Genomic DNA, 20740 nt, shown 5'->3' on the forward strand with positions numbered 1-20740 from the left:
GGCCATCATTCTGCCAGTGAGTATTTATCATCATGATTTTGTCGAGTTTGAACAAATTCAGTCCAGCTGGGCAGTTCGTGTAAAAAGCGTGAAAGCTCGTGTAATGCATTCAGATAGACATTTCTTTTGAATTCAATAACTTCATCAACAGGGGCCCAGTATTGGTGCCAGCGCCATGCATCAAATTCAGGATGATGGGTTGCTCGCAGATGAACATCACTTTCCCGTCCGGTCAGGCGCAGCAAATACCAGATCTGTTTTTGGCCTTTATAAGAACCTCGCCATTCGCGTTTGATCCAATGTGTAGGTACATCATAACGTAACCAGTCCCGGGTGCGTCCGATTATTTTGACATGATGCGGCAGCAGGCCGACTTCTTCCATGAGCTCACGATACATGGCGGCTTCCGGGCTTTCACCCGGCTTAATACCGCCTTGCGGAAACTGCCAAGAGTGTTCATGTACACGCTTGCCCCAAAAAACTTCGTTACGGTCGTTAGTAATGATTATCCCGACATTGGGGCGATAACCTTCTCTGTCTAACATGGTAGTTCGCCCAATAAATAAATTGAATTTTCGCACAAATCAGGCAGTGAGACTAGTAAGGATTAAATGTGAAATATCAAATTTAATTAAGTAAATTTTTATATTATATTGGCATGTATGAGGTTTTCAGTTAAAAATCAGGATTTATTTATGAATAATATTGGTGAAGTCTAACAATAAAGATTAATTATATATCTGGGTTAGTTTTAATCATTCAAGTTGGGTATTTAATCGTCTAGTTATTAATTGTTATGCTTCAATTCGAACTGATGCATGAAAAATTCAGCGAGGTTATTTATTTGTATCGATAGAATATATTTGTTTGCATTATATTTTATTTATAGTTATCAGAAACTAAATAACTGAGTAAATATCAAATCAGTTAAGAGCGTAAAAAAACGTATCTATCTTTATCTATGAATAGAAGATCATTGGGATTATATAGTCGTTCGGGATAAACGATATACAAAAATTATTTCTCCAAATATTTTTCTAATTTCCAATACTCTCAGAAAGATGATAATTTTATGTTGATAAACAGGTAAATCATTATTTCTAATGTTCTGCTTATTTTCATTCTAATATTTTAAATAAGGCTATTCTGTTAAATCTATGAATGATTGAACAGTTGGTAAGGGTATATTAAATTGAAAAAGTCATTAATATTAATCAATTATCATAAAATTAATTGTCTAAAAGAAAAGCAATGTTGTAGTTAGGGTAGTTAAATTTATAGCATAGTGACTGGTATAGCTGATGATAATTCATATCGCCCTTGGGGCTTAATCTTGAAAAGGTTGAAATTGTGGGACGGTATATAAAAGATAAAAATGTCTATCTGGTCGAAATAAAGTCATTTACAAAATGAATGCAGGTGCAGAGAAATTTAATATTTTTATTTTAGCACAGAAATATTCAATTTTAGGACTAAGATATAATAATATTTATTGTATAGGCAATCGTTTGATTTATAAAAATTTATTTAATTTAATGTGGTTAAATATACTAATTAATAACTGATTAAAAAATATTTTCATACCGATTTATAATAATTGAATCTGTACTTAATAATTGAATTAAAACAAATTCAGCCGAAAAGAATCCACATTACTGCAATCTTTTTATATTTTAAATTTTATTATAAATAAAATGTAAAGAGTTTATAGGTATTTGATACTGTTAATAATTTTTCCGAAAATATTATTTATAGTTTGAATTAAAGAGAGCATACATAAAAAGAGCCCTATCTCTACAGATAGGGCTCTTTATTAGCAAAAATTTTATTGATGAACAGGTTCGAAATTGTGAATGGCTTTTTCATTTTCAGGAGTTTGCTCTTTGCCATTTACAGCCTGAGTATGTTGATAAAAAGCAGCGCGTTTAGCTGCCTGAAAAATTTGTAATCTACGACGATGTTGCATAGTTAAATCCTTTCTCGCTTGCTGGTGTGGGGCACCAACTGTTGTCATTTATAACTTGGAAGTATAAGTTTACTGATAAATTAATAATGCAGATCAGTTATCAGTTCGGATATTGTTTTTAACGTAATAATTTATTAGTTCATTAAACAATATATAAGATATAACAGAATATTGCAAGACGGTGATGTATGTTTGTCTTTAAATTGAGAGGAAATGATAAATAGAAAAACCGCAGAATTGTTAAAAGGTCAGGCCTGAATCAGTAGCCTGACCTTTTATTACGATAAAGTGAGGAGCTTATTGCTTGGGTTGGCTATTACTACGTCTGTTTGGCTGACTGTTTCTCTGACGGGCAGCCGGAATGTTCTGGCGGGAACGGTTTGGTTGCTGTTCGCCAGACTGACGGCGGTTTGCATTCCAGTTACCATTTTTGTTGTGATTACCATAGGAGCGGCGACCTTTATTCGCTATTTTACCAGCACGTTTACGTGTCGGTTCCATACCGGCAATAGTTTGCTCAGGTAGTTTACGGTTTAGGTAGCGTTCAATTTTATGTACTTTAATATACTCGTTTACTTCAGCAAAAGTAATGGCCAGACCGGTTCGGCCAGCACGGCCTGTACGACCGATACGATGTACATAGTCTTCAGCCTGCTTAGGTAAATCATAATTAATGACATGTGTAATGGTTGGTACATCAATACCACGGGCGGCAACATCAGTAGCCACTAGTATTTTAATCCGGCCTTTGCGTAAATCCATTAATGTACGGTTACGCCAGCCTTGTGGCATATCGCCATGCAGACAGTTAGCCGAAAAGCCTTTTTCATAAAGTTCATCAGCCAGCTGTTCAGACATAGCTTTGGTGGCAGTAAATATTACTGCCTGATCAATACTGGTATCACGCAACAGATGATCAAGCAGACGGTTTTTATGCCGGATGTCATCACAGTAATACAGTTTTTCATCAATTTTGCCTTGTTTTTCTTCCCGGGCAATATCGATTTTTTGCGGCTGATGTGTTAATTTTTCGGCAAGTTTACCTACCATGCCATCCCAGGTTGCTGAAAATAACAGGGTCTGACGTTCAGCAGGAGTTGCGGCAACTATGGTCTCAATATCATCAATAAAACCCATATCCAGCATTCTGTCTGCTTCATCCAGAATAAGTACTTCCAGCCGGCCAAAATCAATGCGTCCCTGACGCATGTGATCCATCAGACGTCCCGGAGTAGCTACGATAAGATCAATCGGACGGGATAATGCACGGATTTGCTGACCGAAAGCTGTACCGCCTACCAATGTTACTGTGCGCAGCCAAGGCATGTTTTTACCATAAATCTGAGCGTTTTTTTCAACCTGTTGAGCAAGTTCGCGTGTGGGTGTTAATACCAGAGCTCGCGGGCCTTTGCCTGATTTTTCACTGCGTTTGAGTAGTTTTTGCAGTGTTGGTAATAAAAATGCGGCTGTTTTTCCAGAACCGGTTTGGGCGGAAACCATTAAATCCTGGTTATCCAGAACTGCCGGAATAGATTCAAGTTGTACTGGTGTTGGATTTTCGTAGCCGGCAGCAGTGAGTGCATTGGTAAGCTGTTTGTCTAGTTTTAAATCTGAAAAAGACAATGTCATGATTTTCCTTTGGTTAAACGAGCAACCAAACGTGATAATCTAGTTTATTGATGTGAAATTAGATTACAGGGAACTGTTGCTAGCTTAAGCCAAAAAGAAAATAACAAAGGAAAGATAGCAATTGGTTGTCGTAAGTGTGTGTGTTTAGGTATTTTATACATCGACAACAACCAGACAACGTACGCATTGCTGCGGGTGTTGGGTGAGCGGCATTACAAAACTATTAAAGTAATAATGAATTCGCTGTATTTAATAAGGTTGCAAACGATGGTTTCAAATATTATCTTTTTAATTATAAGAGATATGGTCTTTTTAAGCAAGAGCACTATTATATCTATATATGTAAATGTGCGAAGGTTTCTGTGGTTTTTTCCGTTACAATGTGACTGTTAGTGTATTTATTGCAGAAATGTAAAATTTTATTTATGAGTGAAGATATTGGTGCTTTTGTCAATCGTCTGGGCAAAAATATTAAGCATTTACGTAAATGGGCACAACGTCAGGATATAGAGGCATGGCGTATGTATGACCGGGATATTCCACAGTATCCATTTGCTGCTGACATTTATGCCGATCATGTACATTTACAAGAATATGATACGGGCTGGTTGATGCATAAGACAGACTATGAAAAATGGTTGGCTGAAGTAGTAGAGGCTGTTTTATTTGTGACTGGTCTGCCTAAAGAACATATTCATGTGAAAAAAAGACAAAGGCAAAAAGGTAAAGATCAGTATGAAAAAACTGATGTTACGGGTACGGATTTTGTAATTCATGAGCATGGGCGTGCATTCTGGGTGAATCTGGATAAATATCTGGATACAGGTTTATTTCTTGATCATCGTAATACTCGCCAGAAAATAGGCAATATAGCGGCGGGAAAACGATTTTTGAATTTATTTGCTTATACAGGCAGTTTTTCAGTATATGCTGCAACTGGCGGTGCTTTATTCAGCGAAACTGTAGATCTCTCGAATACTTATCTGCAATGGGCACAACGAAATTTTGAATTGAACGGGCTGGATATGCAGGCTCATCAGATTGTTCGTGCTGATGTATTTCAATATTTGCAGAAAGCTGTTGAAGATCACAAACAGTTTGATTTGATTGTAATGGATCCGCCAAGTTTCTCAAATAGTAAGAAAATGCTGGATATTCTGGATATTCAGCGGGATCAGGAAAAACTGATAGATGGTGCAATGCGTTTATTATCGAAACAGGGTAGTTTGTATTTTTCAAATAATCTGCGTAGTTTTACTTTAGATCCGGTTCTGGAGCAACGTTATGATGTAAATAATATTTCCAGAAAAACAATACCTGAAGATTTTCGCAATACTCGTATTCATCAATGTTGGGAAATCCGGCATCGTTAATCAAAAGGTCAATTTGCGGGAGATAAAAATGATTCGGGCTATACAATTATTTTTAGTTTTTGGTGTATTGAGTTTGTCAGAGTGGTTATTTTCTGTAGCTGAGGCCGCTGTTATCTACCATTCAGGTCGTGGCGAACGTCATGTTTATGTCGATTTACCCGTTTCATCAACTACAACCATTAATAAAACAGTACATATTGATGCTCCTGCCGGTGCAACAGTGATTTATACGGATACGCCGGTTTATCCTGCTGCACTTCCGTATCCGCCAGTTTATCCTATTGCATCCAGTATTAGTTTACGGCCAGTAAGCCATGGCTGTCTGCGTAATGACGGCATGTCTTCGGTCTGGCAGTCGGTAGCACTCGATTCCTGTGCCGGTGGTGAAATCAGCGAGGCTTTTTATTTTCATCAGGGACAGGTATGGCTGAATAATCGTTGTCTTGCGGTGAAAAATCATTCAGTAGGGACTGTTTCCTGTGAGCCGGACAGGAACAATAACTGGTTGCTTACAGGCAGACAAATTCGTGACAGAAACAGTAATTTATGTGTGGATGGTTCACAAGGATATTTACAATTGCGGCCTTGCAGTAATGATAGAAGTCAGCAGTTTCATTAAATCTGTTTACAGATTTGTTAATATAATAAATATATCCAATAAAAATTATTGTTATATTTTATAATGCGAATCTATGTTTGTAATATTTTGTTTAGTTGATAAGTTTAGTAAAAGTAAATAACTTTGACTTAAATATAATTCTACATGTTTATGTAATGTTATATTTTATTATGTTAAGATAATGCTTAATGAAATTGCTTTAAATTTATTGAAAAATTTGTTTTTATTTTCATAATCATAAATACGGACATCAGTTTTATTTATGTTGTGCCTGTGTAAACTTTGCCTGTTTCAGTGGTTTCACTGGTGGAGTAATAGCTGCTAAAGAAGTGGTAATTAAGCTATTAATTTGATTTATCAGGTAAAAATATAACAAATATGTATGAGAAAAGGCGGTTTCATACTGATGACTTTCATTGCAGGAATTTTTGATTTCAGCTAATTTTATTTATATTCTTGGTAAGGTAATTTAATACCACTATGTCTCGTTTTTCTTCCTGTATTCTGCCGCCGGCGATGCTGGGTATTCTGGGTGGCGGCCAGCTGGGTGCAATGTTTACGGTAGCTGCTAAGACAATGGGTTATCAGGTAACGGTTCTGGATCCTGATCCGAATGCGCCAGCAGCACAGTTTGCTGACAGACATTTGTGTTCCGCATTCGATGATGCTGATGCTTTGCAGCATATGGCCAAATGTGCTGCTGTTACGACTGAATTTGAAAATGTAAGTGCTGATTCAATGCACTGGCTGGCACAATATACGGTTGTATCGCCCTCGGGTGATTGTGTTGCGATTGCTCAGGACAGGCAGCAGGAAAAAGAATGGATTGACCGCGCCGGTCTGGTTACCGTGCCTTATACTGTTATCAGCACAGAATCTGATATTAATGATTCTCTGAAAAAATTGTTACCGGGTATTCTGAAAACAGCTACTCTGGGTTATGACGGAAAAGGACAGAAAACAGTTGATTCTATCGCTGAATTGCGTGAAGCTTTTACTCAATTGCAACATGTGCGCTGTGTGCTGGAAAAAAAAGTAGATTTGCGTGCTGAAATATCAGTAGTGGTTGCCCGTCTGAATAATCAGTATGCAGTATGTTTTCCGCCCGCAGAAAATCAGCATAAAAATGGTATTCTGGCGTACTCATTAGTACCGGCAAGGCTACCTCAGGCTATATTAAAGCAGGCTGAAAATATGGCTTTTAAGCTGGCTCAGGCCATGAATTATCAAGGGGTTCTAGCAGTTGAGATGTTTGTTGTAGGCAATGATATGCAGTTGATTGTTAATGAAATTGCTCCCCGGCCGCATAATTCAGGTCATTACACTTTAGATGCCTGTATTTCTGATCAGTTTCAGCAGCAGGTAAGATTAATGTGTGGTTTGCCTCCGGCAGCCTCAGATTTATTAAAGCCCTGCTGTATGGCGAATATTCTTGGTGATGTCTGGCCTGAAAACGGCGAACCGGACTGGAGTGCTGTTCTGAATCATAAAACTGCCTGTTTACATCTGTATGGTAAAAAACAGGTGAGACCCGGCCGTAAAATGGGACATTTTACTGTTCTGGCTGATAACCCTGATCAGGCATGGCAGACAGCACTCGATCTTCATCTTCACTTGCAAAACTCAGCTCAAAATTCTTGCTCGACTGCTTTAGATAAATCCTGTTGACATGGACAAAAGGATAATACCTTGAAACTGATGAGCACAAAACTGTCTCCATTGGCGTGGTTTTCTTCTGGCTGGAAATTATTGGGATATGTCCTGCCAATGGCCCTAGCCTGTGCTGGTATTGCCGGTTTACCTGTTTCTATGGCAATTGCAGGTGTGATGTGTGCTTTGTTATGCAGTCTGCTTTTGGGCGGTAGTAAAAAAATATTATTAACACCATCACCTTTTTCCGCACTAATGCTGATGGCGGCAATAGCCTATTATGCAGGTGTAGTCAGTGAACGTATTGCTGTGGCCAGTTTACTTACGCTGTTTACCGGTGGCTGGTTATTATTGATGTCACTGATATTACCCAAACATTGTCTGAACTGGATTGCACGGCCAGTCTGGCATGGTATTGGTTTGGGTATGACGCTGACTCTGATTGTCATGCTTTTTCCGGTCATTTTAGGTGTGCAGGCCAATAATAGTTCATGGCAGGGAATGTGGGAACTGCTGATTGATTGGCAAGGCTGGAACTGGCCAAGTGTGGTTTTGGCCGGTTTATCATTTGCCTTGCTGGTATTATGGAGAAGTAAAACTCAGCCCAAGGCTTTATGGGTATTATTACTGGTATGGATTCTCAGTTATATATGGCCGTTTGCGCTAGTCGGAATTGCTACTCCGGTTCAGCAAAATGTGCAGCTCTGGCCATTTATGAATCCCGTACATGCTGACTGGCCATTATTGTTTTTTTTAAGTGCCACAATAGCACTATTAATATATATGGAAAGTTGTCAGTATTTATCTAATCAGTTCAGGCGTAATGTTGGCCTGGTTGGTTTTAGTAATATTCTGACAGCATTCACCGGAGGTATGGTAATCAGTTTAGGCTACATAGCTGATGAGGTTCTCAGGATTAAGCGTAATACGCTGATAGCAATGTTATTGCTTATGGCACTGATTTTTTGCTGGTCATGGCTGGCATATGTACCATTACCGGTGCTGGCAGTAATTGCGTTATATGTTATTTGTGTTCAGATTAACTGGTGTGAATTACGTTTATATTGCTGGCAATGGAGCGATTTATTGTGGCTGTGTATATCTGCCATACTGATTATTCTGTTTGGTGTCTGTACGGGTTTGTGGCTGGTGATTTCTTTTGCTCTGATAGTAATGTGCTGGTATTCACTCCGGATGCATGCCTGGCCGGTTTTATTGCCTGAAGTTCAGATTATTGCGCAAGAAGCGGTTATCATTTTACCGCAGATATTATTGTTTGCTAATGTCAGCACGCTGCTGAATAAAAGCTATCTTCTTATTAATACGCTGGATATTAAAAAAATATATCTGGATATGAGTGCAGGCTGTCATGCTGATGTAACTGTATTTTTTCATTTACAAGCTCTTGCCCGCAGATTGCATCAGCAGGAAAAAATGTTATTTGTATGTGGTCTGAATGAAAAAACATACCGTATACTTATTGCTAAAAAGCTGGATTATTTATCAGCCGAGCAATTCAGTACCCTCAGTGCTGAATCTTTGTTAATATGTCATAAGTATAATAATGGTCCTGTAATAGCATGATTTGCTCAATATGATAATTGTTGATATGAATGTCAGTTCTGAGATTTTAATACTGAATATTTTATTCAGGCTGGAGAGAAGATGAGTAAATTCTGGAGTGAGAAAACCAGACAGCTGCAACCTTATGTACCCGGAGAGCAGCCCAAAATAGCTAATCTGGTTAAACTGAATACTAATGAAAATCCATTTCCGCCTTCTCCATTGGTATTAAAAGCAATGCAGGCTGCTACTGAAGATTTGCGTTTATATCCTGATCCGAATGCAGATAGATTAAAACAGACCATTGCTGATTATTATGGTTTGTCCAGGGAGCAGATTTTTGTGGGTAATGGTTCGGACGAAGTACTGGCTCAGGCATTTGCTGCTTTTTTTCAGGGAAAACAACAATTATTATTACCCGATATCAGTTATAGTTTTTATCCGGTCTATTGTCAGTTATATGATGTTGAAGCCCGTTATATCCCGCTTGATGAGCACTTCGCTATTAATCCAGCCGATTATTATGGTGCTCAGGCCGGAGTTGTTTTTCCTAATCCGAATGCACCTACCGGATGTATTTTGCCTCTGGCTCAGGTTGAGCAGATATTACAAGCCAATCCGGACTGTGTGGTACTGGTAGATGAGGCCTATATTGACTTTGGCGGTGAATCTGCAGTGGCACTGATTGCTGATTATCCTAATCTGCTTGTGGTGCAGACACTTTCAAAATCTCGTTCGCTTGCCGGTATGCGGGTTGGTCTTGCACTAGGGCAAGCAGAGCTGATTGAAGGACTTGAGCGGGTTAAAAACAGTTTCAATTCTTATCCGCTTGATCGTTTAGCACAAGCAGGCGCTATTGCGGCATTCGAAGATGAAAATTATTTTCGCTCAACTTGTGCCAAAGTTATTGAAAACCGTATCTGGCTGATTAAACATCTGTCTCAGCTCGGATTTGAGGTTTTACCTTCGCAGGCCAATTTTGTCTTTGCAAGTCATAAAAATAAAACAGCTGTGGAAATTGCTGCTGAATTACGCAGGCATGGCGTAGTGGTTCGGCATTTTCCTCAGGAAAGAATCAATAATTTTTTACGAATCAGTGTCGGAACACAGCAACAGCAGCAAAGGCTGATTGAAGTATTGGAAGAAATGCTGAATCCATAGACAAATATACATTTTGATTTTGCTGGTCTGGAAGAAGATGCAAATTATTATCTAGAGGTATTTGTTTGGTTAATGCAGTTAAAAATAGCTGATGAGCTGATAATCATCTGCTGTTAATTCAAATGTGAAATGCTGATTGGATTGAATGATTATTTTTTTATCTCGTGTTACGAATATGACTCCGATATTTTGCTTTTTTTTCAGTTCATTCAACCCTTGTCTGATACCTAAGCCATAAAACATAGTTGAATAAATATCTCCTGTTAATGAGTTATCAGAAATGATGGTTACACTGTGCAACTCATTGTTCAGAGGATAGCCGGTGTGCGGATCTAGGATGTGATGATATAGCTGGTCGTTAGAAATGAAATAGCGTTCATAAATGCCGGAAGTGACTACTGATTTGTCTTCGACATGTATGATTCCGAGCAAATTGTTTGCCTCGGCAAAAGGGCGTTTCAAACCAATATGCCATTGCTTGTCAGCAGTAATTGGTGAGTAGCCGATTGTTAGCACATTACCTCCGCAATTGATAATTGCCTGAAAAATGTTATATTGAGCTAAGAGCAATTTGATAATGTCCGCAATATAGCCTTTGGCAATGGCTCCTAAATCAATTTCCATACCAGCTTTAGCCAAATATACAGTTTGATTTGTCCGGTTCAGCTTAATATGATGCGGGTTAGTCAGTGTTAATCTACGGCCTATTTCATCTTTTTCGGGAATACTGTGTCCGTTAAAACCTATTTTCCATAATTTCACCAACGGACCAATTGCCAAATTAAACTTGCTGTCAGGTAACAGGCTGGCTGCTTTGGCCTGACTGATTAAATCAAAAACCAGTTTGCTTACTGCTACCGGCTGTTTGCCGGCAGCATGGTTAATGCTCATCACCTCTGAATGGTAGCGGTTTACCGTTAACCGGTCTTCCAGTTGCTCTATAGCGTTAAAAACGGCAGAGACTGCGGTTAGGTTTTCAACAAACAGTTTCAGGGAAACCGTTGTCCCCATTAGCTGTTGGCTATAGGTGTAACTTGTACCAGACATAAGTGATGAGGTATTTATCAGTAATTAATGATTTTTAGCATATGCAGCAGCCTGATCACCGGCCTGAATACCAAAAATAATGATATCGGCAATGGCGTTCCCTCCAATGCGGTTACCTCCATGTACACCACCGGCAACTTCACCCGCGGCATAAGCACCTTTAATGATCTCTGCATGAGTATCAAGAATTTCTGTCTTCGTATTGATGGTTACACCACCCATAGTATGATGAATGCCCGGTGCAATGCGGATAGCGTAAAAGAATGGCTGGTTCAACTGGTGACGCATGCCGGTAGCACGTCCGAAATCTTCATCATACTGCTGTTTTACAAAATGATTGTAGCGCTCTACTGTGGTAATGAGAGAATCAGGATTAATATTCAGCTTTTCTGCAAGTTCAGCCAGTGAGCCGGCTTTTACCGCCAGTCCTTTGCTGATGTAGGTTTCTGCTGCTTTATTTTCAGCACAAATCTGTTCATCAAATAATATATAGGCATAATGTTCAGAAAGGGCAATGATACTGTTGGATACTTTGTCACGTGTGTCCAGTTCATTGACAAAGCGTTTGCCTTTTTGCGATATCAGAATAGCACCTCCGCCACGGATGGATTCTGATATCAGATAAGCGGTATTTTGCTCTACTGTGGGATGAATCTGTATTTCGTTCATATCAACAGTGCCGGCACCAATTTTTTGTAATAAAGCAATGCCTGAACCGGTTGCTCCTTTATGATTGGTGGTGACAAAATCAGCTAAATCAGGGCGGTAATGGGTGACCATCTGTGCATTGGCTCCAAAGCCACCGGTTGCAATAATGATTGTTTTGGTGCTGATGCGTTGTTCATTTCCTTCTTCGTCACGCACGATTACTGCGTTAACGCGCCCGTCCTTCATTTCAATATCTGTTACAGAGGTATCCAGCATTACCTCTATCCCGCGGTCATTAATATTTTTCAGCAGACCACTAATCAGAAAACCGCCGACTGCAGCACCATTATCGGGACGATGAGTGCGGTCTACACTCATACCGCCTGTGGTAGTCAGGTTATTTAACCGGATTCCTTTTTCATCCAGCCAGTCTATTGCAGCGGGAGCATGTTCGACAAAGTAGTGTAATAATTGCGGGTTATTTTTATTTTTACCGCCTTTTAGGGTTTCGTTATAAAACCATTCTTTATGGTCGGTAATTCCTGCCTGTTGCTGAAAGCGGGTTTCAGCCGCATTCATACCTGCGGATGCTTTGTTGGTATTGCCACCGATAACCGGCATTTTTTCAATAATAATTACTGAAGTCCCTTTATCATGTGCTTCAATAGCTGCGGCCAGTCCGGCACCGCCGCTTCCGACGACGACTACGTCACAGGATTTATCATCAGCATCACCGCCTTCTACAATTGTCGCTACTTTATATGAGGTTGAAATGGCTTTGGTTACAGCTTTTTTAAATGCATCACATTGTGAAGTAGCGCCACTGATTGCATCTACATAAGGGCTATTGGCTGCCAGAATCCGTTCTTTAATTTCATTGAAATTACGTACAGAAACATGATCCAGTTTTTCGGCATTCACTAAAGACAAATCTTTGATAAAGTCTTGCCCCAGCTCTACATTTATGACAAATTGGTTATCAAAATCGTCGCTGACAGTTTGCTGATAGGTGCCGGCATGGAATTTTCTGGTATTGATTTCTCTTACCATGCTATGAATAAGCGGAAAGCGCCATAATGGTTCGGGAATGTTCAGGTTAGTACGCTGATCGCTGTTCATAGATAGCTGTAAATTATTATGTTTCTGAATGCGTTCAGCCCAGTCAGAATAGGCCACACAGGCGCGCCCTGCAGCGATGAGATCATAGCCATGTGTCATTGCTGTTTCTGCATCAGTTTTATTCACGACATTACCGACGCCGATAACTGGTATCTTAGCCAGTACGGCAGAGCGTAATTGTATGTATTTATCAATTAATGGTGTTTCATCATTGCTGTCAATAATGGATGGCCGCAGTGTGGCAGCCATTGAAAAATGTATATAGTCCAGACCAATTTGAGCAAGTTTGTCTAGCAGGAACAATGAATCGTCAAAAGTAATGCCCGGCACTTCGAGTTCTTCCGGTGAAAACCGGTAACCGATAATAAATTCATTAGAAGCATGTTTTTTAGCCATTTGCCGGCTGATTTCAAGTATGGCGAGCGGGAAGCGGGCGCGGTTTTCGCGGCTGCCGCCCCATTTATCCTGGCGCTGATTGGCGTGTGGTGAAAAAAACTGCTGGATAAGATAAGTATTGGCGCCATGTATTTCGATTCCGTCAAAACCTGCGGCAATTGCGCGCCTGACAGCTTCGCCGAATTTCTCAATCATATCTTCAACTTCGCCGCCTGTCATTGCTACAGGAACCGTTGCATTCGGACGCGGAATAGCAATCGCACTGGGGCAGACAGGTGTCTGACCGCCGATTAATTGCGGTTCAACCATTCGCCCGCCATGATAGATTTGTATAACAGCTTTGGAACCACGCTCTTTTATGGCTGTGGCTAACAGGCTCAGACCTTCGATACAATCATCATTATGAATGCCTATTGCTCCCGGAAAAGCCGGTCCTAAAGTATCAACATACGCGCATTCAACAATTACTGTGCCAATACTGCCGGCACGTTCACGATAATAATCAATCAGATTATCTGTTACAGTTCCATCATAAAAACCACAGCAGGTTGTCATTGGAGCCATAACTAAACGGTTTTTTAATACAGTACCATTCGGTAACGTCAGCGGATTGAAAAGGGGCGAAGATAGCTTGTTCATATTTTGATACGAGTTCATCAGAACGGGATAAAAAGACTTAAATATATGGTAGCGTAAACGCTAATAATCATCTATTAAGCAAAAGGGTTATATATTACAATGACATATATATAATATATTGCATTGATGTTTATCAAATTAAGCGGGTTAAATCGGGTAAATAATTTGTTTTGGGTCAGTTTTAAATACTTCTTTGACTATGGGTGAGATTGTTCACTACCACTCTTATATTAAATAGTTTGTACTGCATACTGTTTCATACAAGCCACATCCGGCTTTGCGGTTTTCATTATTGAAATAGATATTATCAGCAAAGCATAATTAGTATTGGTTCTGAATATTATTTAACGTGCTGAAAAGATAAAAATTAATTTTTTACAAATATTAATAATCAGGTATTTGCTGTATAAGCATGACTTTGTCTGCTGCGCTCAGGTACAATCTGTTTTTTCTATTGAAATACAGTACTCATGGCATCTCTGGAAACATGGATTGGTTTACGTTATTTACGTGCCAGAAAACGTAATGGGTTTATGTCATTCATTACAGCAGTATCAATAGTTGGTATTGCATTAGGAGTGACAACATTAATTGTTGTTTTATCTGTTATGAATGGTTTCCAAAAAGAAATCCGCAATCAGCTCTTGAGTGTTGCTCCTCATGCTGAAATGGGATTTTATGAAAATAGTCTGGACCAGCACTGGCAGGATTTGCAGAAGCTTGTTAAAGGTAATCCGCAAGTACTGGGCTCAGCTCCTTATGTGGCTGATCAGGCTTTGCTTGCTAATGCCGGCGAAGTTCGTGGTGTGCAAATACGCGGAATAGATCCGGAACTGGAGGGTAAAGTTGCAGATTATGGTCAGGGTATGCCCAAAAATGGGTTTGCTGATCTTAAGGCGGGTGAGTTTGGTATTCTTCTGGGAAAAGATTTAGCCGATGCACTGGGTGCCAATATCGGAGATAAGATAACCGTTATCACCCCTGATGGCAATGTTACGCCGGCTGGTATGGTGCCAAGGCTGAAGCAGTTTACATTAGTAGGTGTAGTTAAAACCAAAATCTATGAAGTGGATAATACACTTGCTTTAACTCATATTACGGATGCACAGAAATTGTACCGGCTGGGAAATAATGTAAGCGGATTGCGTTTAAAACTGGCTGATCCGCAGAATGCCCCGTCTGTCATTCAAAATATTGTACCGGCAAAACTTCACAATGAAATCTGGATTCGCGACTGGACTTTTCAAAATCGCAGTTATTTTGATGCAGTGCAGATGGAAAAACGGATGATGTTTATTATCCTGTTATTAATCATTGCTGTAGCTGCCTTTAATCTGGTTTCCTCTTTAGTAATGGCTGTTACCGAAAAACAGGCTGATATTGCTATATTGCGCACCCTCGGACTTTCGCCGGGCGGCGTCATGCGTATTTTTATGATTCAGGGTGCCATAGCCGGATTCTTCGGTACTTTTTTTGGTGTATTTTTTGGTGTAACACTCGGACTGAATATTGGCCGGATCGTTGCCTTTTTTGAACATCTGACGGGTAAGCACCTGATTCCTTCGCAAGTGTATTTTGTAAGCTATCTGCCTTCAGATGTGGAATTTTCTGATGTGTGTATGATTGCTGTTATTTCATTATTACTGGCTTTCGTTGCTACTTTATATCCAAGCTGGCGTGCCGCCAAAACTCAGCCGGCGGAGGCTCTGCGCTATGAATAAACCAGAATATGTTCTTGAGTGTGAGCATGTCAGCAAAACTTATGATGACGGACATTTACACGTATCTGTACTGGATGATTTAGATTTCAAAGTCAGATGCGGTCAAAGTGTAAGTATAGTTGGTGCGTCCGGAAGCGGAAAATCTACTTTGCTGCATTTACTTGGCGGACTAGATACACCCAGTAGCGGTACTATACGTCTGATGGGACAAGATATTACCCGTCTTGGGCAGAAAGCCATAGGTCAGTTGCGTAACCAATATCTGGGCTTTGTTTATCAATTTCATCATTTGTTGCCAGAGTTTACTGCGCTGGAAAATGTAATGATGCCTTTACTGATTGGGCGCATACCGAAGGCTCAGGCAGAAGAACGTGCTAAGGAAATGCTGGATAAAGTAGGGCTTAAGCAGCGTATGACCCACCGCCCCGGTGAATTGTCTGGCGGTGAGCGGCAACGGGCTGCAATTGCCCGTGCACTGGTTACTCATCCCGCCTGTATATTGGCTGATGAACCTACAGGCAATCTAGATCGGAAAAATGCCGGCAATGTACTGGATATGATGCTGGATTTACAACATGAACTGAATACAAGTCTGGTAGTTGTTACCCATGATGATGAGCTTGCTCAACGTTTTGATGAAGTATTGACAGTAACAGATGGTAAATTAGTACCATTCAATGTTCGTTGATGTATGAATGTATAGGTTGTATTGATTAATTAAATATGGCTGAAGCTATCAATCCGTCAGAAACTCAGGAACAGTCTGCACATCCGGCACTCGCTGCAATTGAGCATGTGCTTCGGGTGATTGCCCAGCATGAGTGGGAAATTATTCAGCCATGGGCAGATAAGCTGTTATGGGCGCTGAATCGTGGAGACAGTTATATTATTGTTCCCCGACAGCATTCGGAGGCGCTTCGTAAATGCAGAATTCTTGTTGGAGCTGCTGGTACTTATACGCCATTTATTTTGCAAAGCAATCATTTATTTTTAGGAAGAATGTGGCAGCTTGAGCAGGATATAGCCGAGTCTATGCTGGCATTGGCCAGTATTCCGCCTGTTCATTTGAATATGGATGTAGCCGCTGATCTGGCGGACTGGTTTCCTGATGCCGACAGTTCCCAACAACGTTTTGCTGCGGCGCTGGCTCTTATTCAACATTTTGTAGTGATTAATGGCGGTCCCGGAACAGGTAAAACGACTACTGTAGCTAAAATACTGGGTTTATTGCTTAAACATATCTGGCATTTATCGCGCCCGCCGCAAATTGCACTGGTAGCACCAACTGGCAAAGCTGCGGCACATATGGCCAGTGCTTTACAACGTGCATTGGATAAACTGCCATTATCTGATGACAGCAGGCAATTGCTGGCGGATTTATCAGGTCAGACAGTTCATCGCCTGTTACAGTTACAGCCTCCATTGTTAACAGGACCATTTGATGCAGAACATCCTTTACCGGTTGATATACTGGTGGTGGATGAATCTTCGATGCTGGATTTGTCTCTGTTTCGTGCACTGTTGCGTGCTTTAAAGCCTGATGTTCGTATCATTTTGCTGGGAGATGCTAATCAGCTGCCTGCTGTAGGCGCAGGAAATGTGCTGGCTGAATTATCCCAGCCGACAGTACTGTCTACTGAACTGAAAAAACAGCTTACAGCTTTATTGCCCGAACAGTCTTTGCCTCCTGTCAGCGATAATGCCGGTATGGCTCAATATGTTGCAACTTTAACTCACAGTTACCGGTTTGATGCGACACAGGGTATTGGCGCTCTGGCCTCCGCTTGTATCAACGGCGACGCGACGTCTGCACTTAATGCAGTAAACAGTTTTCCGGAGCAGTTACAACTGCACCAATTTGATATACAAGTACTGTGTCGCAAATTATATTCACAGCAACAGCTATGGTGGCAGGCAGTGGCTGAAAATAATATTACTAAAGTATTCAGCCATCTTACCGATATTATGGTGCTGACTGCATGGCGTACTGATGCTGAAGCATTTAATCAGCAATACCGAAGCTATTTACGGACTCAGTTACATCAGAATACAGATAGCTGGTTTGCTGGTATGCCGATTCTGATTACTCAGAATGATTATGGTGTGGGTCTGTTCAATGGTGATATCGGCGTGATTCTTCCTGAACAGAATAATAGCGGGCATTTACTCGCTTATTTTGCTGAAGGGGCAAATTATCGTTCAATTTCCCTCAGCCGCTTACCACAGCATGAGGCAGCTTTTGCCATTACGGTACATAAAAGTCAGGGATCAGAATATGATGATGTCTGGTTGCTGGCTCCGCAGTTGCGCGCAGCAGCTGATGATTCGTTGTTTAACCGTTCTCTTTTGTATACCGCATTAACCAGAGCCAGAAAACAGTTTACTTTTTGCGGTACGGCCAAACAGCTAGTACAAGGTATAAAAAATAACCAGCAGCGGCATAGCGGATTAGGTACAGCTCTGGCTCAATTATTGAGGAAACAGACGCAATTGTCTTTATTCTGAGTTGGCGGAATCTGAATCCGCATTGGTTGTTTTGTTCAAATAATTCATCTGTGAATCGTTAAATTATTGTGTCATTACATCCATGTGGTGAATAAAATAAGATTATGCTATTCTGTTTAATTCTGTTACAGAATAAAGTTTCAATTATGCAAAAACCTTTAATTGCCATTATTGCGGCGATGCAGCCTGAGCTGGATTACCTGCTTGGACAACTGGATAACCGGCAGGATAGTCAGGCTGGTGCTGTTTATTTTCATCGTGGTGAAATTAAGGGCGTACCAGTGATACTTGCACTGAGTGGTATTGGTAAAGTCAATGCGGCGCTGACAACAGCAGTAATAATTGAAAGATTTACACCTGATTATGTTATCAATACTGGTAGTGCCGGTGGTTTGAAAGCCGGTATTCAGATTGGCGACGTTGTTGTAGGTTGCGAAATAGCTCATCATGATGTTGATGTAACTGTTTTTGGTTATGTGCCGGGGCAGGTACCACAATTACCGGCACGATTTAACGCTAACCAGTATCTTGCTGATGCAGCCAGAAAAGCCGCACACGTATTTACAGGTGCAGAAATCTATACTGGTTTAATTGTCAGTGGTGACCAGTTTGTCGGTACTGCTGAACAAAATCGATTGATTAAAGAAAAATTTTCTGATGTTGTGGCTGTTGAAATGGAAGCCGCTGCCATTGCGCAAACTTGCTATCAGCTTAATATCCCTTTTGTGATTATTCGTGCTATTTCAGATAATGGTGATGCAAATGCTTCTGTCAGCTTTGATCAGTTTCTGCAACAGGCTGCCGGTAATTCTGCACAAATGGTAATCAACTTAATTACTTCAGGATTGAATAAATCTGCCTTTGAAAACAAGTAAATTAAAGTAGTGATACTGAAAACAGAGTAGATATTCAGATAAATAAATATTCTGATACTGCTCTGTTTTTTTATTTCTTGCTCTGAATTGTCTTAATATAGTGTTGGGTACTGTCAATCTTTTGACATTTATTAGTCTTGGCAGAAAATAATAAATAATTTGGATTATCTGTGATTGAGCATGTTTATGCAGAAAATTTTCTTACAAGCATTACATTGCTAAAATTTAATTTTGCCGGTTTCTCAGATATCGAATTTGATACAGGTGCTGTGTGTTTACATTAAATTTTTGTTTGAAAAAATTTGATTATAAACAATTTAAATATTATTAATTGACTTTGTAGACAAGCCACTATTTAATAGCTTCTTTACAATATAGCTGGTTATGTAATAACTGTATTTACTGTGCTGCCCGCAGCTATAGAAAATTAAGACTAATAATAGCTTATTTTTAACCGGCATTTATTTCATCAGGATGAGATTGTGTTCCATTCATTTTTTCCAAAGCCACGTTGGTTTTTTCCGTCTGCCATATTGTGGATAGGTCTGAATATTGCCCTCTGGTATTGCGGTGGGGAGAGTGCCGGAGAGTGGTTTGGCTGGTCGCAAGGCTATGCGGACAAACCTCTGACTATTGGTCTTTCGCGTTTCTGGTCGCCGGCATTTTTGTGGTTTTATCTCTGGTTTTTGCTGGCTACAATCATTTTTGCTGTTTTCTGGTCAGTAGTAGCAAAACACCCGTGGCAGCGCTGGTCAATATGGGGTTCTGCTTTAATTCTTTTTAATATCTGGTTTAGTGTACAGATAAATGTAACGATTAATGCCTGGTATGGTCCTTTCTGGGATATGATTCAGAAGATGCTCAGTAGTGGAGGTGGGCCGATCAGTGATTTGTATCAGAATATACTAACATTTTTGCAGATTGCGATGGTAGCAGTGACAGTATTTGTATTAAATACTTTTTTTGTCAGTCATTATGTATTTCGCTGGCGTACAGCCATGAATTATTACTATATTGAAAACTGGTCGAAACTGCGTACTGTTGAAGGGGCTTCTCAGCGTGTTCAGGAAGATACCATGCGCTTTGCCACTATTGTAGAAGAGTTGAGTGTCAGTCTGGTGCGGGCGGTTATGGTATTGATTGCATTTTTACCTCTACTATTTCAGTTATCCAGTCATGTGCCGGCATTACCATTAATTGGTGAAGTAAAATATTCACTGGTTTGGGCAGCACTGGGCTGGTCCTTGTTTGGTACAGTTTTATTAGTTGCGGTCGGTATTAAATTACCCGGACTTCAGTTTAATATTCAAAAAGTAGAAGCTGCATATCGTAAAGAGCTGGTATATGGGGAAGATGATAGTGAACGTGCTCAGCCGGCGACATTGAAAGAGCTTTTCGAACGGGTAAAGGTTAATTACTACAGACTGTATTTTCACTATGCCTATTTCAATATGGTGAGTATATGGTATTTACAGCTGGATGGTATATATGGGCTTGTTATGTTATTTCCATCCATTGCAGCGGGTACCATGACTCTGGGCTTAATTAATCAAATTCTTAACGTATTTAATAATGTTCGTGAATCATTTCAGTATCTTATTAATTCATGGAAAACCATTATTGAGTTGCTGTCAATTCATAAACGTTTGAAGGCTTTTGAATCTATACTAAATGACAAAAATTGATATCTGATTGTTTAGAAAATTCTATGGGTATTCAGCTCTGACCGGATACCCATTAAATTTTATCAGTTTGCTCCAATAATGGATGAATAGTGATAATGTAACCAAAAGTTACATGAGATTCTTATTGGGTATTTCACAAATTTA

Annotated in this window: 15 protein-coding genes; 10 read left to right on the top strand and 5 right to left on the bottom strand. The window is 40.0% G+C overall.

Going from position 1 to position 20740, the window contains the following annotated elements:
- Positions 1 to 5: 5 nt before the first annotated feature.
- From H3V01_RS02320 to H3V01_RS02330, 3 genes are all read right to left on the bottom strand, one after another.
- Positions 6 to 545: an RNA pyrophosphohydrolase gene (locus tag H3V01_RS02320; RefSeq protein WP_037394009.1), complete on the bottom strand. Its 540-nt coding sequence runs from the start codon at positions 543 to 545 to the stop codon at positions 6 to 8.
- A 1280-nt stretch (positions 546 to 1825) separates the two neighbouring features.
- Positions 1826 to 1966, bottom strand: coding sequence for a hypothetical protein (locus H3V01_RS02325; protein WP_157785008.1), 141 nt, complete (start codon positions 1964 to 1966; stop codon positions 1826 to 1828).
- A gap of 297 nt (positions 1967 to 2263) precedes the next feature.
- Positions 2264 to 3595 carry a DEAD/DEAH box helicase gene (locus H3V01_RS02330; protein WP_078475279.1) on the bottom strand — a complete coding sequence of 444 codons (1332 nt, stop codon included), beginning with the start codon at positions 3593 to 3595 and terminating at the stop codon, positions 2264 to 2266.
- Positions 3596 to 4020: 425 nt separating this feature from the next.
- Here H3V01_RS02330 and H3V01_RS02335 point away from each other — a divergent pair, with 425 nt between their 5' ends.
- From H3V01_RS02335 to hisC, 5 genes are all read left to right on the top strand, one after another.
- Complete coding sequence (locus H3V01_RS02335) at positions 4021 to 4968, top strand: class I SAM-dependent methyltransferase (protein ID WP_198185874.1); 948 nt, start codon at positions 4021 to 4023, stop codon at positions 4966 to 4968.
- A 28-nt stretch (positions 4969 to 4996) separates the two neighbouring features.
- Positions 4997 to 5587: a ricin-type beta-trefoil lectin domain protein gene (locus H3V01_RS11235; RefSeq protein WP_198185875.1), complete on the top strand. Its 591-nt coding sequence runs from the start codon at positions 4997 to 4999 to the stop codon at positions 5585 to 5587.
- Positions 5588 to 6067: 480 nt separating this feature from the next.
- Positions 6068 to 7255, top strand: coding sequence for a 5-(carboxyamino)imidazole ribonucleotide synthase (locus H3V01_RS02345; protein ID WP_198185876.1), 1188 nt, complete (start codon positions 6068 to 6070; stop codon positions 7253 to 7255).
- Between the two features lie 30 nt (positions 7256 to 7285).
- Positions 7286 to 8821 carry a SulP family inorganic anion transporter gene (locus H3V01_RS02350; RefSeq protein WP_037394002.1) on the top strand — a complete coding sequence of 512 codons (1536 nt, stop codon included), beginning with the start codon at positions 7286 to 7288 and terminating at the stop codon, positions 8819 to 8821.
- A gap of 81 nt (positions 8822 to 8902) precedes the next feature.
- A complete protein-coding gene (hisC, locus tag H3V01_RS02355; RefSeq protein ID WP_198185877.1) occupies positions 8903 to 9961 on the top strand; it encodes a histidinol-phosphate transaminase in 1059 nt (352 codons plus the stop codon).
- A 78-nt stretch (positions 9962 to 10039) separates the two neighbouring features.
- On the opposite strand, the gene H3V01_RS02360 is transcribed toward hisC, so the two are convergent.
- On the bottom strand, positions 10040 to 11008 hold the full coding sequence (locus H3V01_RS02360) for an FAD:protein FMN transferase (RefSeq protein ID WP_198185878.1): 969 nt from the start codon (positions 11006 to 11008) through the stop codon (positions 10040 to 10042).
- Positions 11009 to 11032: 24 nt separating this feature from the next.
- A complete protein-coding gene (locus H3V01_RS02365; RefSeq protein ID WP_198185879.1) occupies positions 11033 to 13810 on the bottom strand; it encodes a flavocytochrome c in 2778 nt (925 codons plus the stop codon).
- 470 nt (positions 13811 to 14280) lie between these two features.
- Here H3V01_RS02365 and H3V01_RS02370 point away from each other — a divergent pair, with 470 nt between their 5' ends.
- From H3V01_RS02370 to sbmA, 5 genes are all read left to right on the top strand, one after another.
- Positions 14281 to 15531, top strand: coding sequence for a lipoprotein-releasing ABC transporter permease subunit (locus H3V01_RS02370; protein WP_198185880.1), 1251 nt, complete (start codon positions 14281 to 14283; stop codon positions 15529 to 15531).
- Positions 15524 to 16219, top strand: a complete 696-nt coding sequence (gene lolD / locus H3V01_RS02375; RefSeq protein ID WP_198185881.1) for a lipoprotein-releasing ABC transporter ATP-binding protein LolD — start codon at positions 15524 to 15526, stop codon at positions 16217 to 16219. Before H3V01_RS02370 ends, lolD begins: the two co-directional genes overlap by 8 nt.
- A gap of 35 nt (positions 16220 to 16254) precedes the next feature.
- Positions 16255 to 18036: an exodeoxyribonuclease V subunit alpha gene (recD, locus tag H3V01_RS02380; RefSeq protein WP_198185882.1), complete on the top strand. Its 1782-nt coding sequence runs from the start codon at positions 16255 to 16257 to the stop codon at positions 18034 to 18036.
- Between the two features lie 146 nt (positions 18037 to 18182).
- Positions 18183 to 18911: a 5'-methylthioadenosine/adenosylhomocysteine nucleosidase gene (locus H3V01_RS02385; RefSeq protein ID WP_198185883.1), complete on the top strand. Its 729-nt coding sequence runs from the start codon at positions 18183 to 18185 to the stop codon at positions 18909 to 18911.
- A 482-nt stretch (positions 18912 to 19393) separates the two neighbouring features.
- Entirely contained in the window at positions 19394 to 20596 is a 1203-nt protein-coding gene (gene sbmA, locus H3V01_RS02390; protein ID WP_198185884.1) for a peptide antibiotic transporter SbmA, read from the top strand.
- The last annotated feature ends 144 nt before the right edge of the window (positions 20597 to 20740 follow it).

This window comes from Snodgrassella sp. M0351, assembly GCF_016100575.1.
Classification (GTDB): Bacteria; Pseudomonadota; Gammaproteobacteria; order Burkholderiales; family Neisseriaceae; genus Snodgrassella; species Snodgrassella alvi.